Origin of the sequence: Clostridium sp., from assembly GCF_036643715.1 — a bacterium.
Classification (GTDB): domain Bacteria; phylum Bacillota; class Clostridia; order Clostridiales; family Clostridiaceae; genus Clostridium.
On record NZ_JAVXRL010000021.1, the window covers coordinates 1,209 to 16,448 of the forward strand.

Sequence of the window (15,240 nt, forward strand, 5' to 3'; positions counted from 1 at the left end):
ATGTATGGTTATCTTCTACTGATAAATTATATAACTTTTTCTGATTTTTTTACTTTTATTATACCAGTTTTAGTTTCTATTCCATCATTTTCTTTTAAATCCTTAGCTGGTACACATCAAATACCTTTTGCAAAGAATGGATGTACTTCTGTTGATTCTATTTTTCCTATTATTATATTCTTAAAATATGCTCTATCTCATATTTTCAACCTTTTATAAAAGTTCACTCCAAAATGTAATATGAGTTAATTTTTCATAATTTATATCACTTTGCTTTTTATTTCTAAACTCTATTTCTAAATATGAAACTAAATTTTCTCCATAACAAATTATATCTGTATCATGTATTGAGAATATTGGAACATTCCTTATATTGACCTCTGGAATATATCTATGAAAATATATAGGTTTTAACCTAGAATCTTTTTTAATAAATTTCTAATTATAACTATTTTTTCAGATTCATTATTAGGTTCTTTTCCTCATTCATCACGCCAATATATTTCACCTTCTATATTATATTCTTACAAGGGTAATTTCACTTGATGATATAAAACACTACCTTTTACATAATTAATTATTTCTTCATCTATTATAGTAATCTTATCATTTCCCTTAGTAAGCATACTTTCATCCAAATATGAATAACTAATTTCATCAAACTTATACTTTATAAGTATCCCCTTATATCTACATACATAAAAATAACACCCTAAGTGGAAAAAGTTAGTCTCTTTCTCCTAGGATGCTACTAATTTTAATTGTTGTTATTTAATTTTATACTTTTTAACTCTATCATCATTTATAACACCTTCAAAATTAAGTCCATATGCAAAATCATATACATTACCTAATTCATCTTTATAACATTCCATATCATGTGGTACATCTTCATATTGGTTTTCTACAGTTTCCATATTAATTGGCATTTGGAATGGTAATAGCCCACTTGGTTTTACAGTTTCGCTAACAATATCAAGTATCCCTTGAGTCTGCACTCCAAATTCAGCTATAATAACATCACAATACTTTTCAAATTCCCCAACAACTGTAGGATTAGTCATATTTAAAGATACTATTACAGGCTTATCTCCTATAGATTTTTTGGTTTCTAATATTATATCTAAATCTGCTTCATTACTTGCATAATTTGTTTTACCTTTATATGTTCTATTAATAGATTCTTCTAAAGGATCTCCACCTGCAATACTTGTCTCTCTTGCATTTACAGCAGTATATGGTCTATATTGTAAGCTAACTGGTAAATATCCATCCTCTGCTGTATAACCAACAGTTTTAGGTGATTCTATAAAAATTAAGGCAAAATCTGCTTCATCTATATTATTAGTTACATTGTAGAACTTTTCTACCACCTCTCTATTTACAGGATAAACCTCATGCTCTGGTATCACATTTCCAAACCAATCTTTAGATTCCTTAACTCTTCTTTTTGGTATATATACAGTTTTTCTTTCTTTTATAGGTAATACATTATTTTTATTTTTTAGCATTACAATAGATTTTAGTTGTGCTTCATAACCTTCTTTCATAAACTCTGAATTTCCAACTGTATCCTTAGTTTCTTCTATATCAAGATATGGATTTTCAAATAAGCCTACTCTAAAAATATTACGTAGTAATCTTACGGCAGACTTCTCAAATTTATTACGCATAAATTCTTCACCATATTCTTTTACTCCCATTTTATAAGCTTCAATTACAGGTTCAGCTTCATTATTTCCGCCAAATTGATCAACACCAGCTATTAAGGCTTTATAATGTCTTTCTACTTCTGAAAGCCCTTCAACTCCCCAACATTTACCTGATATAAAAGCATCTAATACAAGATTATCTTTAGTTATTAACCAATCGGTACATACAACACCATCATATTGGTATTGTTCTCTTAATAAATCATTTATTATATATTTGTTGTAAGAATTACCTACATTCTCATTATTCTTTTTATCTTGATTATAAGATATTGTATAATATGGCATTATAGCAGAAGCAATTTTTGTTTTACCTTTTAATTTAAATGCGCCTTCTGTAAAGGGTTTTAAATGCTCATCAAAATTATTTCCTGGGTAAACTGCATATTTTCCATAAGCATAGTGAGCATCTCTACCACCTTCACCACTTCCCCCACCTGGCCAATGTTTAACCATAGCATTTACACTTTCATATCCCCAGCCATCTTTTATCTCAAATTCATCAGTTGAATTTTGGAAGCCATCACAATAGGCTTCTGCCATATGAGCAGATAATTTCGGGTCTTCACCAAAAGTTCCAAAGAATCTCATCCACCTTGGGTCAGTTGCAATATCTACTTGTGGCGATAAGGCTGTAGCTATTCCTAAAGCTCTGTATTCTTTTGCTGCAATTTCTCCAAATCTTCTAACTACTTCTGGGTCAAATGTAGCTGCAAGTCCAAGTGATTCAGGCCATTTTGAAATATCTCCCCCTGATCCTGCATTAAACTCACTATCTGCACTTGCACCATGTCTTGGATCTGTACTAATGTTTACTGGTATACCAAAACCTAATTTTTCAGCTAAAGCTTGCATATTATTATTCCACTTTGCTGATACTTCTCCACTATCTACTACAGTTAGTAGTACATGTCTTAAATTATCATTTATTAAAAATTCCTTCTGCTGATCTGTTAAATCGCTTATGTCAGACTTACTTTCATCTAATTTTTTACCATTGTATGTTCCTGCAAACATCTTAGAAAATGGATCTTCTCCTGATGAAACAGCTTGGTGTGCACTATAAAGCATTAATCCAGCTATTTCTTCTATGCTTAACTTTGATGCTAAATCTTTTGCTCTTTCATCAACTGATAATCTCCAGTCTTCGTATTTTTCTAACTTACCACTTTTACTTAAGTTTTTAAAAGCAAGTCCATCATATTCAATTATTTTAACACCTGAATTAGGGTCATAAGCTATGTTTTGTCCGCCTTCATTTATTATTAAGTTATATCCATCTTTTTTTACTTCTTTCCAACTATTATTCATTCTTATTCCTCCTATTGTTTTATTATTTATAATCTTAATATATTATGTTATATAAGGCATTCCTACTTTTGACTTTATTTCTTCCAATTCAAGACCTTTGTATTCCTTTACAAGTAAAATTATAATAAAAAAAAATCTATCAAAAAGATATTTTCTATTTTAATAATAATTTTCCTTTTCCATTCTCACATATTCCTGCCCAAATTAAAATATTAACTATAGGCGTAATTCTTCTGAACACGCTATCACCTATTTTTTTACCATATACTTCTTTTGCAATATAACCTTCTATTGAATCAGTAGGTAACTTACCAATTCCTAGTCTGAATCCCATTGCATCACCTTTTACTGCACAACCACCCTTTTGTTCTAAAAGTTCTACAGTTTTTTCAAATACATTCCATGTTAAAAGTGATTGAGTATGTAAGTTATCAACCATTACCCCATCTTCTTTTAGTATTACATTGAAATATTTTTCTCCCTTCAAAAGTTTAATTTTTACGTTTCCTCTGTTATTCTCAAGTTTTTCTTTTATTCTCCCAACTACATCCACAATATACACCCTCTCATTCTAAATACTATTGTTATTTTATCTATCAAGAAATGCGCAAATTAGTATTTGCGCAATTTTAAATACATTTAATACCTTCATATATTTCACTTCTTATATTATTATACCTTCAAAATGATCCATTTCATGCTGAATAATCTGTGCAGTAAACCCTGTAAATGTTTCTTTGTGCTTCTTAAAGTTTCTATCAAGATATTCTACCTCTATTGTTTCATATCTCTTTGTTTTTCTGAAACCCGTTAAAGATAAGCAACTTTCTTCAGTCTCATAGCATTTATCTTTTTTTAATATAACTGGATTCACCATAGGAACTACTATTCCCCCTACACTAAATACCAAAATACGTTTTTTTACTCCTATCATGTTGGCAGCCATACCAACACAAAATTCTAAGTTTGCTCTTAACGTATCCACTAAATCATCAATAATTGATATATCATTTTTAGTTGCAAGTTCTGACTTCTGCCCTAAAAATAAAACATCTTTCATAACTGGTTTTATCATCTCAATTCCAACCTTTCTATTTGACTAAGTAGTTTTAGTCATATAACTCTCTATTTATATTTTACGATTATAATAATATACATAAATTAATGTAAGTACAAACTTAGTAAAAATAATTCCAGAAATAATAGCCCATCCAATATAACTCTTCATTAATACTGCTGTTATAAATAATAGGGCAATTAATATCCAATTCATTATTTTTGATACCGAGTGAGATACCTTTTCATTAATTGTCAAAAACCTCTCATCATTCATCAATACTTTTTGCTCTTTTGCTGAGTTACACAACAAACTCCTAACACCTTCACTTTTCATATTATTCCTCCTCATAAATAAAAATTTCCTCAATAGTCATTTTGAAATATTTAGCGATTTTAAATGCTAAAAGTATAGATGGATTATATCTACCCTTTTCTAGTGAACTAATTGTTTGTCTTGAAACTTCAAGCGTAGATGCCAATTCCTCTTGCTTTATTCCTTTTTGTTTTCGTATTTCTTCAAGGCGGTTTTTCAAAGTATCACCTCTCTCGTGCAAAGCTACCTTCCCATATTTTTACAATATCATGTAGCACTACTAATGTCAAGTTAACTTTACATATAAAAATAGCAGACACTTACTAAAGTCTGCTATCACTATATAAATATTATTCATTTATCTTACTTTTTTTCCACTTTCGTATCTTTGTTCTAAATGACTTAAATGGTGCAACAGTATTAATATAAATCCATTTCCATATAGGCCAATTCGATGGGGTGGATGATGCCCACTGCCTTTTTCCTTGCTGAAATAATTCTTCCACTGAATAATTATTAATCAATTCAATAATTTCTTCTTCTTTTTTCATGAATAACATAGTCAACTCTTTAAGACTATACTTATCATACTCTTTATAAAAATTATTATATAATCCACTAAGGTTATTCCATTTGTATTCTGTTGTTGGAGTTACAACAGTATTGCCCTCTTGTTCTTGGCTCTCCCAACTAAGTAATAAATTCATCCATCCTAATTGATATGCAATCATTTGAGCTGGAGTCCTATCAACTTCATCAAGTAATATATCCTTATCCTTTTCATCAATATTATCAAATTCTTCTATAAATAATTTAGCACAATTAGAAATTTCTAAAATCAATTCTTGCTTATTTTTATATTCTCTCATTTTTCCTCCTTCTATTTCCAAAATTATTTCTAACTTAAATACTTTTCTGGATAGTTCAAAATCTGTTCGATATCATTGTAGAACAATGAACAATGATATCCATCTGCTACTGCATGATGAATTTGTAATGTTAATGGCATTAAAATTTTATTATCATGCTCAAAATATTTACCCCAAGTTACCATCGGAAAAAGGAACTGATATTCGCTTTCATTAGAAGCATTAAATGATGTATATGTAATCCATGGCAGGCATGACACTATAAATGAATTAACCTGCGCTTTTGTACCCTTACCATAATTTTTATAAGCATTCAAATCATCTACCATATTATTATAGAATATCTTGAATTCACTATTATATTTAGTACATAGCGTATCCATTATTTTAGTCCTATCATTTAAAACAGAGTAGTCAGGATTAACTGTATCATAATATCCAATATTTCTATTATCATCATACCCCATTTTAAATTCTTTATAATTATTAATTGATCGTGAAACTATCCAAGTAAAAGTTGGGTATAACCTATAGTTATTTTTCTTAATAAAATCAATAAGTTTTGTTATATCCATATTAACAGTCAGACTATAAGTACTCTTTGCAATTGAACTAAAGTGATTAAAACATTCTTTTCTCTCCCAATTTTCGAAATTAATTTTATTAAATACCATTCTATTTTCTCCTCTATAAATTGTATTTTAATTTAATTCATGTTCTATTATAATTATTGATTCTTCATGTTCACCAATCATTTCAACTGATATTTTTCTGACTACAGTGCTGAATTTATCACTATACTTATTTACGTCACCCAATGCTTTATCAAGCAACTCCATTGAATACACTTTTCCAACTGTCATATGAGGAACATAATCCTGTCCTGCTTCGAATTCCTTTAATTTATCTTTATATAGAACATCATGAATACCTTTAATTTCATCCATGCCTTGTACTATATTTAAAAATAAATACTTTCCATATTTATCTTCTTGTTTGCTAAACCCTTGCAATTCAACTTTAAATTGTTTTATGCCCCTCAAACATTCTTCTAAATATAAATTAAGATCATAATTAGTCAACTCACTATCAAACGGAAATACCAATGTAATATGTGGCCTTACTAAATCAGCTAATGGATCATATTTCTTACGTATATCATTAATAATATCTATATTTTCAAATTCAGGAAAAATCATAATAGTTCTTGTATTCATACTCCATCTCCTCTACACTCCGGTATTTAAATATATAATTTTGAATAAATAGATTTAATAAACTCTTCTTTTCCATTTGTATAAGCAACTCTATCATCAGGATATCTTTTAGAAAGTTCTAATTTTAATAGCTCATATTTTTTGGCCTCATCACAGTGATCATTTAGATAATCACGAAAACCGACTAACAGCTTAAATTCCTTTTCTTCTTTATCATAACAATGAATATGCCTTAAGGATATTTCTCTATCACCTCGTAATACAAATAAATGATATTTGAGATTACCAAATTTTGAGCCGCAATAACTATACCCTTGTTGTTTTAATAGTTCAATATTCATATCTGAGATTGATTTTAATTTTATTGCAATATCCAAAATAGGTTTAGCATATATAGCTGTAATCGCTGTACTTCCCACATGTTGAATATCAATTATATTCTCTCCCCAAATTTCTTCCAATTCATTTTTTGTTTGTAAAAATTCATATTTCCATTTCAAATTATTTTGTATCAATCTAACCTTATTACGTTCTACTCCTTCCATAATTTATCACTCCTTATAAATTAAACTTACACCTTATTCTTTAGAATTCTTTCCTTTGCATATTCATAGACTTCTTGAATAATTTAATATTCTTATCCTTTCGACCCAATTTATTATATGTTATGAAAATATCGCTTTGCCTCATTCATCCATTTATGTGGACATAAAAGTTTATTATTATTATATAGATAATTAATATATCTTTTACATGCATATTCTAATGATGTATCTAGCCCATCTATTATAATATCTATATAAGGAGGTTCCCCTTCTTGATCCCATGAAATTTTATCAGCAAGAAATAATACCATTTCATATTTAGTTGGGTTACTTTTCAATGTAGTATGACATTCAATTGATGATAAGATATCTTCATCTGTAATATTAAAATAATCAAATGCTATTAACTTAGAAATCCTTTGATGTAATAAAAAAGGATATTTTTCTTCTGACTTATCTAATAACATATTATTTTCATTTGCTATAATAGTCATATGCTTTGGCTTTATTAACGCACTAATATCATGTAACAATGCTGATTTATAACATATTTCAGAATTCAACTTAAATCTATCAGCCAATTTCAAGCTTGTTTCCGCAACTTTCAATACATGTTTTCTAGTATTATTCTTATCATTTATCTCAAGCAACGTACATACATCTTTAGTGAAATCTCCTGATTTTTCTATACTATTTATATACTCAAAATTATCCAATCTAATTGACATAATTATCTCTCTCCTACAAACACCTATTTATACAATTCATTAATTTCTTCCCCTTAACACAAATAAACTTAGTGATAATTAAATACAAGAGTACTTCACTTAAATTATTTATATTTTACCATATTAAGTATTAATTAGGTTAATATACCTTATTTAAAAATATAAAATCTATACTCAATCTTACAAAAAAAGACCAAGAATAACCTATGTATTCTTAGCCTTTGGCTCTAACCATATTAAAATTATTAAATTAAAATTCTCTTAACGAAAGTATTTTATTCCTCATCTTCAAGTTGCATTTCTATTCGTATTTGCTTTTTCTTATTTACAATATATATTACTTGAAGAACTACAAATGTAAAAACTGATGCGCATATAAATGTAATTACTGACGCGATTATCATATCGGACATATTATCTATAAATAAGCCTCTAAATTTTATATAGTTATGCGTAATATTTATAGCTGTAACTATGACCCCACAAATAATGCTATTTATAATAACAAATTTTTGATTTGCTTTATCAGAGTCAAAAATATCATTTCCAACTATTATATTTCTTACTATAACATACAGCGAACCTACTATAAGTAGTATCACTTCAACTGCATATTGAGAAAACGTAAAATTAAAAATATATGACTGAACAAAAATTGATAAAAATAAACCTAAAAAAAGTATTTGAAATGCATCGCTTCCAATCTTTCTTTTTTGTGATAGAACTCTTTCATCTTGTTTTTTTTCTTTCATCATTACTATTCCTCCCAAAATAAATCATTTAATGTTTTACCAAGCACTTTACATATCGCTATACAAAGATTAAGTGTAGGATTATAATCACCTGCTTCAATTAATCCAATAGTTTGCCTTGTAACTCCAACAGCTTTAGCTAAATCTGATTGCTTCATGTCACATTCAATACGCGCGATCTTCATTCTTTTATTTTTCATATATAATCATGACCTCCTTATATTATATATTGTATTCTATATATTACCAAATGTAAACTATATATTGCATTTTATTAATAAATATTGAATTTTTTATGAATTAGTTGTAAATTTAAAGTATATTTTATAAGGAGGTTTTCATGAATATTATTTCAATTATTCTTATATCAATTATAATAATCGCAAGCATGTTTGCTTTAACATGGTTAATGTTAATAAATTCCGCAACCAAAAGAAAGTTTAAAATCTTAAATGCTTTTGCTACTTTATTTTTTATTTTATTTATTTTGATGATGTTTTGTAATGATAGTACTATCTTATTATTCATTCAAATTATTTTATTCTTTGCTTTAATTAATTGCATTTTGTCAATTATCTATTATTTAGTAAATAATAAATATCAATAATAATTTAGTTCTTGCTCTGCTTATGTTTCATTTTTGTCCAATTGTAGAATCCATATATATCATTACAAAGAAACATAATAAAGCAAATTATCATTGGGAAAAATGAAATATTTTCACTTGTAGCAAGTACCCATAAAATTATTAATACAATATCATTAGCTCCATAAGCCATGGCATATGCAGAGCTACGGAAAAGCATAAGATAAGATGCAAGGAAGCTTGTGGCAATAGAGATTGTACTAATTGTAAGATTTGCTGTATCAAAATAAGCTAGAATGAAATAGAAACAAAATGTTACAACAATAGTTAACATAATCATTATCACTATATTTTTTTTGCTAAGATGTGCAATTTCAACTTCTGCTTTTTCACCTTTATATGGGTGTTTTAACCATGAAACAACTGACATAATAGCAATTGGAGTCGTCATTCCTAAATAGGTAATCATTTCTCCATAATATTGAAACTGATATGAAATAAGAGCATAAAACAAACTGAAAATAACAGTTAATACTTGTCCAACCACATGACCTTTTGCAACAAATATCAGTGCAGTAACACCAATTAATGAAGCACACAGCGTTAGAATACTACCTTCTCCTACAAATACAAATGATATTGTAACTACAGCAATAGAAAGTATCCATAGACAGAATTCAAACTTAGTTAAAGTGTTAAAAAATTTATAAATTTTCATAAAAAAACCTCCAAAAATAATAAGCACCCATATTACACATCTTCAAAGACCTACTGATGTGTATATGAATGCTTACTGCATTACTGCCCGGTGGCAGTTCACTATTTTTTTAATATTATCATTTCTAATTTTAGTTGTCAATCTTGATTTATATGATTCCAACCTTAATAAAGTTAACTCTTTTTTGAATGTATTCACAAATTGTAATTTATCAAGGAGTAAAAACTGTAATTTCTGAATAAGAATTTTGTGGAATAGTTCAATATATAAAAATAGCTATTATCAAGTTATTTTTACAACTTGATAATAGCCTTATAATTTATTAGTTAAGCATAGCTTTATCAATAAATTCACCAACACTATTTACAATATTAAATGGTTCGTATTCTTTCCACATCTCTAAATTAGATAATAGTACAACCTGTTTCTCTTTTCCATCTAATTTATAATTCAATAAATCATCTATCATATCAACTTCTTTAGAATCATTTGACCCGTATACCACTGAGCCTACAGAATTAAAGTTTTTAACTAATATATAATACATTTCTTAAATTCCTCCTTAAAATCATCTTCATTTTCGATTATCCCTTTATCATATAAATCCTTTAACTTAATCCCTATCATATTGTCTTTATATTTATAAATATATTTATGTAACCACATGTTAAAGATATAATCTCTTTCGGTAAAAAACTGTACTTCAATTGGATAATGATAATTACTCTTCTTATAGTAAATGTGATAACCTCTATATCCATCATCATTCTTCTTACCATTTGACATATCTACATGTCTTATATTTTCATCACTTAAATCAATATCGTAATCGAGAACTATAATTCTAATGCCTAATATATCATTAAAGCATGTTCCAATTTCCTTAGCAGGGTAATATCTATCATACTTCAAATTTATAGAATGTAATGACTTTATTCTGTAAGTATATTGGTCTAGCAACCTTCTTCTTTTCTTTAAAAACAGCCTATAATCATTAAGTTCGTCCATTAAGAGATCTTTATCTACTTTTCTAAGAGTATTCTTTAAGTTTTTTCCAAGTTTAGTTTCATAACTTATTGCATCTAAAGTCCTAATTAACTTTTTAGTATCCACGTTATTTCCCCTCTACAAATAAATAATATAAATTGATATTATTTCTATGTCTAATTATAACATAAGGCAATAATACTTTTAATATTATTGCCTTAAATTTTTACTATTAATAAATATCTAATCGAAAACTTTGGATTTATCGGTCAGAGTAATTAACATTATCTGTCCAAATCATAAATAGCCTATAATTTCTACAATCCTTGTTTTTGACCCGTAATTATCCATAACTATATCTGCAGATATCTTAGCAATTTTATAGTTTTCTTCTTCTAAATAAATTTGCGCTATCTCCTTACCATTCTCATTTAAACTTGGACAATTTTTAGGTGCTTTTTCTAAATTATTTTCTATATAAGTTAATTCTTGTTTTGAATCTATTCGTCAACTTGAAATTTGGTTATATATTGAAAACCTTAAATTTGTTAATTATCTAATTTACGTTTTCTATTTCCATTAATAATTCATAGATACTAAATTTTCTATTTCCTAGTATAGTTACCTCAATTTTTTTATTAGGATATACTATTGACTCAAAGCTAACACCAGGGTCTCCACCAGCTATAAAATATTTATAAATACCATCATCTCTTTTTACTATATAAATACCATAACCATAGTATACGTCGTAATTAACATATACTTGTGGGGTCAATAATTCATTTCTAAAACATTAAAGATGTTTTCTTTTACAAAGTCAACAAATCTTATTCCACTTACTTTTTCAACTATATAAGCTAGGATTATATATCCTCCATTATTATATTGGTATTTTTCGCCTGGCTTGCAAACACTTTTTTGTCTTATAATAAGAGGAAGAAAATCTTTTGGTTCTTTCAGCATATACATAGGTGAACTTATTTCAGTAAAATCTACATAAAAATAATCTGGCAATCCTGAAGTATGTGTTAATAAATGCCTTACTGTTACATTTTGATCAAAATTATCACAATCTATATATTCTTTTAATAATGAGTCAAACTTAAGTTTTCCTTGTTCAACTGACTTACATATAGAAATTGCAGTTTAAAACCCATATTATGTATAAATATTATTATAAATTGGAATTTATAAGCAAAATATATTTAATTACTTATTTGATTAAAACAATTAAACCAATACCTATTTATTAAAGATTTTTTCTTTACATTAGTAGTTGACTCTGCTGCTATTCCAATCGGAAGTAAACAAATTAACTCATATTCATCTGGTACATTAAGTATCTTTGATATTTGTTTTCCTATATTATCTGAATCAGTTATGTGACCTTCAATCCAGCAACTCTGATATCCTAATGCGATACATGCAAGTAGCATATTTTCAATAGCAGCTGAATAATCTTGAATATTGTAACATTTATCTCTATATGCATATATTTTTTGAGTTAATACACAAATAACCGCTGGTGCTGTTTTGCCTATAGGATGAATAATTACACTACGTATCTTATCTAAAATATCTTTATCATCAATAACTATTAAACTGGTTGTCTGTTTATTGCAACCAGAAGGCGCAGCAAGACCTGATTCAACAATTTTAATTAAGTCATTCCTTGGCACACTAATATTTTTATATTTCCCCCTATAACTAGTTCTTGTTCTAATTGCATTAATAGTATCCAAACACATCATCCCCTTTAAAATCATTCTTACTCACTTATACAAGTTCTCTATTTTTTATAAAATCCATATTTATGAGATTCATACCACACATTAATTTTTTCTTCAGATTTAACTTTTAAATGTATCATTATTTCTTTAGCAAATTCTAATGTTGCTGTTCCGTTTGCAGTAATAATATTAGAATCATTAACTGCTTGCTTATCCACATAATAACTATCTCCTTTATAATTAGGAGCATACCCTTTTAAAAATTCTAGTGTATTACTTGAATGTTTTCTATAATCTAAATATCCATTATCTCCAATAAATAAAGTTGCACCACAAATAGCAGCTACTGGAATATTATTTTTAACAGCATATTCAACAATAGTTTTAGCATCATTATTTTTTTCTTCTAACCATGCATTTCCACCTATTAATAGTAACATTTCAAAATCTTTAGGATAATCACTCATAGAGTAATCTGGAATAACAGTAAATCCTCCCATTGACTTCTTTGGTTCTTTATCAAAACTTAATGTTTTAATAATATATCTGGAGTCCTGTGCATTAAGCTCTGAACATATGTAAGCACTCTCCCAATCCGCATACCCATCAAAAATAAATGTCAATATCTCTTTTTTCATTTCTATTAAGCACATCCTTTCTTATATATTGTATAAAAGAAAAGATGACACCTATATGTCATCTTTATAAATTTTGTTCATATTTTTTATTTGTAATATTACTTTTTCTTTTAATTCTCTTGGATACAAAACTTTAACTCTACTTTGCAAATTTATAATAAAATCTACAGTCCAATCTAAATCACTTACTTTAAAAACTATTAATCCTTTTTCTTTATTATTAATTCTTTGAAAGAATTTAGCATCAATTTTATCGGTTAATAAAAACTCATTAGCTTTATCATATTCAAGCTTAATCTCATATATAGCATTTGAATCCTCACTAAAACATAAAGGACTGTTACTATTTCTTTTAAATTCAATTTTATCTAATGTCCTGAAAGTAAAGTTTTTATTTAAAGCCTTATAATAAACTATTCTATTAAGCTTAAACAACCTAAAATTGTTGCTCGTCTCACAAAAGCCATATAAGTACCAAAAGGATTGTTTAAACACAAGTTTATATGGATGAATAATTCTAACTTTTCTAGATGTCTTAGATATATATTCAATTTCAATACATCTAACCTCTTCTATTGCTTCGCTAATCCAATTAATTTTTTCTTCAGCTATACTATCTTTAAACCAAGAAGATAAATCTATTAAATATTGACTTTCAGAAAATATCTTGTCAGTTTTCTCTGGCATAATTTTAGCCATTAAATTGATTAAGTCATTGCTTTTCTTGATACTCATTAGTCCAGAAAGTGCAGTAAATATATTTCTAATATCTTTTCTTGAAAAAGAATTATTATTATACTTATACCCTTCAACAACCGATACACCACCACCAATACCTGAATATGTTACTATCGGAATTCCTGATCTATCCAACGTTTCTAAATCTCTAAAAATTGTTCGTTTAGATACTTCGAATTTTTCAGCTAATTCTTTTATTGTAACTCTATCTGTATTAACCAATATTGTTAATATCCCTAATAATCTATCAATTTTCATAATAACTCACTTTCTCGATTTATCTTTTATTTGATTTATAAATTACTATATTCGAACATAAAATTACTAAAGTTGATATAAATATTGTAATTGCCACACCATATTGGGTTCCTTTAATAACTGCTAATATAAGATTTAATGAAGAAAGAGCACATGCAATTAATGAAACAGCTATTCCAAACTTTGAAATCTTAGTACTACTTTTCATCTTTTCACCTCCTAATGCAATATTCATATTAATCCTCATTTTTCTTTAGAAAAATCCACCATTGCTTATTAAAGCCATCAAAATATACTTCCTTGAAATATCCACTTGTAGCTAGCCATGTTCTAATTATAGGTATTAAATTTTCAAATATTTCTCTAGGATATCCTAACTTCAAATCCAATTCAAACATATAATGATTTATTGCTATAATTCCATCCTGTTTTAGCACATAAGAAAGTTCATTTATAAATTCAACAAACGGCTCCTTTAAGCTCTTCTCAAAACTATTCTTATTAACCTCTTTATTTACTAATTCAATCATTTTAGGTAAACAATCCATCCAGTCCGAATTAACTGTATCAATATTTTCACGAGAACAGAGCATTGCTTGCAAAACATCATTTACGCCATGTTGAAAAGCTATTATATCAATCTCATGATCATCTATATAATCTCTTATCTTTGAAGCATCATCATCAATTAGTTGTAACTTTATATTTAAATCATTAGTTTTTCTCAAAAGACTATCATTTAGAATTTTATTCATATTGGCTGATATATACTTTGAATTAGGATTAGAAATTGACAAGGTCTGAGGAATCATATCAGCATCCCCTGAAGCTATTTCTAAGACAGCTACTTCATTAATACTGTGTAATTGATTAAATAGTTTGGCCCACTTTCCTCTAAAGTAAAGCTCTGTCACATCCGTCCAATCATTTATAGGCTCCTCTAGTACATTTACTAGTAAACCTTCCCTTACTTTACTATCAAGATTTTTGAAATTTTTATATTGTTCTTCATCTAAAAACTTCTTTGCATTTTCTAATGATATAATCTCTTTGCTAAAACAATCTATATATTCCAC

General features: G+C 27.5%; 23 protein-coding genes. 1 reads left to right on the forward strand and 22 read right to left on the reverse strand.

The window, feature by feature from the left end; all coding sequences use genetic code 11:
- A partial coding sequence (locus tag RSF37_RS07745) for a hypothetical protein (RefSeq protein WP_332563832.1) occupies positions 1-219 on the forward strand: 219 nt, incomplete at its 5' end.
- Positions 220-767: 548 nt separating this feature from the next.
- On the opposite strand, the gene RSF37_RS07750 is transcribed toward RSF37_RS07745, so the two are convergent.
- The 22 genes from RSF37_RS07750 to RSF37_RS07855 all read right to left on the reverse strand — a co-directional run bounded on the left by RSF37_RS07750 (position 768) and on the right by RSF37_RS07855 (position 15,240).
- Positions 768-3,023, reverse strand: a complete 2,256-nt coding sequence (locus RSF37_RS07750) for a glycoside hydrolase family 3 protein (RefSeq protein ID WP_332563833.1) — start codon at positions 3,021-3,023, stop codon at positions 768-770.
- Between the two features lie 154 nt (positions 3,024-3,177).
- Complete coding sequence (locus RSF37_RS07755; protein WP_332563834.1) at positions 3,178-3,576, reverse strand: hypothetical protein; 399 nt, start codon at positions 3,574-3,576, stop codon at positions 3,178-3,180.
- A 111-nt stretch (positions 3,577-3,687) separates the two neighbouring features.
- Entirely contained in the window at positions 3,688-4,098 is a 411-nt protein-coding gene (locus tag RSF37_RS07760) for a peptide deformylase (RefSeq protein WP_332563835.1), read from the reverse strand.
- A 54-nt stretch (positions 4,099-4,152) separates the two neighbouring features.
- The gene (locus tag RSF37_RS07765) at positions 4,153-4,416 is read right to left on the reverse strand and encodes a hypothetical protein (protein WP_332563836.1); all 264 of its coding nucleotides are present in this window, start codon (positions 4,414-4,416) and stop codon (positions 4,153-4,155) included.
- 1 nt (position 4,417) lies between these two features.
- Entirely contained in the window at positions 4,418-4,615 is a 198-nt protein-coding gene (locus RSF37_RS07770; protein ID WP_332563837.1) for a helix-turn-helix transcriptional regulator, read from the reverse strand.
- 130 nt (positions 4,616-4,745) lie between these two features.
- Positions 4,746-5,264, reverse strand: coding sequence for a ClbS/DfsB family four-helix bundle protein (locus tag RSF37_RS07775; RefSeq protein WP_332563838.1), 519 nt, complete (start codon positions 5,262-5,264; stop codon positions 4,746-4,748).
- A 29-nt stretch (positions 5,265-5,293) separates the two neighbouring features.
- Complete coding sequence (locus RSF37_RS07780) at positions 5,294-5,938, reverse strand: CatA-like O-acetyltransferase (RefSeq protein WP_332563839.1); 645 nt, start codon at positions 5,936-5,938, stop codon at positions 5,294-5,296.
- A gap of 27 nt (positions 5,939-5,965) precedes the next feature.
- Positions 5,966-6,481, reverse strand: a complete 516-nt coding sequence (locus RSF37_RS07785) for a 2'-5' RNA ligase family protein (protein WP_332563840.1) — start codon at positions 6,479-6,481, stop codon at positions 5,966-5,968.
- Between the two features lie 26 nt (positions 6,482-6,507).
- Positions 6,508-7,026: a GrpB family protein gene (locus tag RSF37_RS07790; RefSeq protein ID WP_332563841.1), complete on the reverse strand. Its 519-nt coding sequence runs from the start codon at positions 7,024-7,026 to the stop codon at positions 6,508-6,510.
- A 113-nt stretch (positions 7,027-7,139) separates the two neighbouring features.
- On the reverse strand, positions 7,140-7,754 hold the full coding sequence (yqeK, locus tag RSF37_RS07795; protein ID WP_332563842.1) for a bis(5'-nucleosyl)-tetraphosphatase (symmetrical) YqeK: 615 nt from the start codon (positions 7,752-7,754) through the stop codon (positions 7,140-7,142).
- A 275-nt stretch (positions 7,755-8,029) separates the two neighbouring features.
- Entirely contained in the window at positions 8,030-8,509 is a 480-nt protein-coding gene (locus tag RSF37_RS07800; protein WP_332563843.1) for a DUF6773 family protein, read from the reverse strand.
- A 2-nt stretch (positions 8,510-8,511) separates the two neighbouring features.
- Complete coding sequence (locus RSF37_RS07805; protein WP_332563844.1) at positions 8,512-8,706, reverse strand: helix-turn-helix transcriptional regulator; 195 nt, start codon at positions 8,704-8,706, stop codon at positions 8,512-8,514.
- 411 nt (positions 8,707-9,117) lie between these two features.
- Complete coding sequence (gene pnuC, locus RSF37_RS07810) at positions 9,118-9,810, reverse strand: nicotinamide riboside transporter PnuC (protein WP_332563845.1); 693 nt, start codon at positions 9,808-9,810, stop codon at positions 9,118-9,120.
- Positions 9,811-10,132: 322 nt separating this feature from the next.
- Positions 10,133-10,357, reverse strand: a complete 225-nt coding sequence (locus RSF37_RS07815) for a DUF6718 family protein (RefSeq protein WP_332563846.1) — start codon at positions 10,355-10,357, stop codon at positions 10,133-10,135.
- Positions 10,342-10,923, reverse strand: coding sequence for a hypothetical protein (locus RSF37_RS07820; protein WP_332563847.1), 582 nt, complete (start codon positions 10,921-10,923; stop codon positions 10,342-10,344). Before RSF37_RS07820 ends, RSF37_RS07815 begins: the two co-directional genes overlap by 16 nt.
- A 430-nt stretch (positions 10,924-11,353) precedes the next feature.
- Positions 11,354-11,575, reverse strand: a complete 222-nt coding sequence (locus RSF37_RS07825; protein WP_332563848.1) for a hypothetical protein — start codon at positions 11,573-11,575, stop codon at positions 11,354-11,356.
- Positions 11,572-11,940 carry a serine hydrolase domain-containing protein gene (locus tag RSF37_RS07830; RefSeq protein ID WP_332563884.1) on the reverse strand — a complete coding sequence of 123 codons (369 nt, stop codon included), beginning with the start codon at positions 11,938-11,940 and terminating at the stop codon, positions 11,572-11,574. The genes RSF37_RS07825 and RSF37_RS07830 overlap by 4 nt, the downstream gene beginning before the upstream one ends.
- Positions 11,941-12,005: 65 nt before the next feature.
- Positions 12,006-12,542, reverse strand: coding sequence for a nitroreductase family protein (locus RSF37_RS07835; protein WP_332563849.1), 537 nt, complete (start codon positions 12,540-12,542; stop codon positions 12,006-12,008).
- A gap of 47 nt (positions 12,543-12,589) precedes the next feature.
- Entirely contained in the window at positions 12,590-13,168 is a 579-nt protein-coding gene (locus RSF37_RS07840; protein ID WP_332563850.1) for a type 1 glutamine amidotransferase family protein, read from the reverse strand.
- A gap of 51 nt (positions 13,169-13,219) precedes the next feature.
- On the reverse strand, positions 13,220-14,164 hold the full coding sequence (locus RSF37_RS07845; RefSeq protein WP_332563851.1) for a helix-turn-helix transcriptional regulator: 945 nt from the start codon (positions 14,162-14,164) through the stop codon (positions 13,220-13,222).
- A 19-nt stretch (positions 14,165-14,183) separates the two neighbouring features.
- Positions 14,184-14,372 carry a hypothetical protein gene (locus RSF37_RS07850; protein WP_332563852.1) on the reverse strand — a complete coding sequence of 63 codons (189 nt, stop codon included), beginning with the start codon at positions 14,370-14,372 and terminating at the stop codon, positions 14,184-14,186.
- Between the two features lie 28 nt (positions 14,373-14,400).
- Positions 14,401-15,240: a hypothetical protein gene (locus tag RSF37_RS07855; protein ID WP_332563853.1), complete on the reverse strand. Its 840-nt coding sequence runs from the start codon at positions 15,238-15,240 to the stop codon at positions 14,401-14,403.

Excerpts from the sequence above, each read along its gene's own strand:
- RSF37_RS07845 (WP_332563851.1), bottom strand. The coding sequence starts at position 14,164 with ATGAAAATTGATAGATTATTAGGGATATTAACAATATTGGTTAATACA.
- RSF37_RS07815 (WP_332563846.1), bottom strand. The coding sequence starts at position 10,357 with ATGTATTATATATTAGTTAAAAACTTTAATTCTGTAGGCTCAGTGGTA.
- yqeK (WP_332563842.1), bottom strand. The coding sequence starts at position 7,754 with ATGTCAATTAGATTGGATAATTTTGAGTATATAAATAGTATAGAAAAA.
- RSF37_RS07765 (WP_332563836.1), bottom strand. The coding sequence starts at position 4,416 with ATGAAAAGTGAAGGTGTTAGGAGTTTGTTGTGTAACTCAGCAAAAGAG.
- RSF37_RS07840 (WP_332563850.1), bottom strand. The coding sequence starts at position 13,168 with ATGAAAAAAGAGATATTGACATTTATTTTTGATGGGTATGCGGATTGG.
- RSF37_RS07790 (WP_332563841.1), bottom strand. The coding sequence starts at position 7,026 with ATGGAAGGAGTAGAACGTAATAAGGTTAGATTGATACAAAATAATTTG.
- RSF37_RS07760 (WP_332563835.1), bottom strand. The coding sequence starts at position 4,098 with ATGATAAAACCAGTTATGAAAGATGTTTTATTTTTAGGGCAGAAGTCA.
- RSF37_RS07785 (WP_332563840.1), bottom strand. The coding sequence starts at position 6,481 with ATGAATACAAGAACTATTATGATTTTTCCTGAATTTGAAAATATAGAT.
- RSF37_RS07805 (WP_332563844.1), bottom strand. The coding sequence starts at position 8,706 with ATGAAAAATAAAAGAATGAAGATCGCGCGTATTGAATGTGACATGAAG.
- pnuC (WP_332563845.1), bottom strand. The coding sequence starts at position 9,810 with ATGAAAATTTATAAATTTTTTAACACTTTAACTAAGTTTGAATTCTGT.
- RSF37_RS07750 (WP_332563833.1), bottom strand. The coding sequence starts at position 3,023 with ATGAATAATAGTTGGAAAGAAGTAAAAAAAGATGGATATAACTTAATA.
- RSF37_RS07850 (WP_332563852.1), bottom strand. The coding sequence starts at position 14,372 with ATGAAAAGTAGTACTAAGATTTCAAAGTTTGGAATAGCTGTTTCATTA.
- RSF37_RS07780 (WP_332563839.1), bottom strand. The coding sequence starts at position 5,938 with ATGGTATTTAATAAAATTAATTTCGAAAATTGGGAGAGAAAAGAATGT.
- RSF37_RS07800 (WP_332563843.1), bottom strand. The coding sequence starts at position 8,509 with ATGATGAAAGAAAAAAAACAAGATGAAAGAGTTCTATCACAAAAAAGA.
- RSF37_RS07775 (WP_332563838.1), bottom strand. The coding sequence starts at position 5,264 with ATGAGAGAATATAAAAATAAGCAAGAATTGATTTTAGAAATTTCTAAT.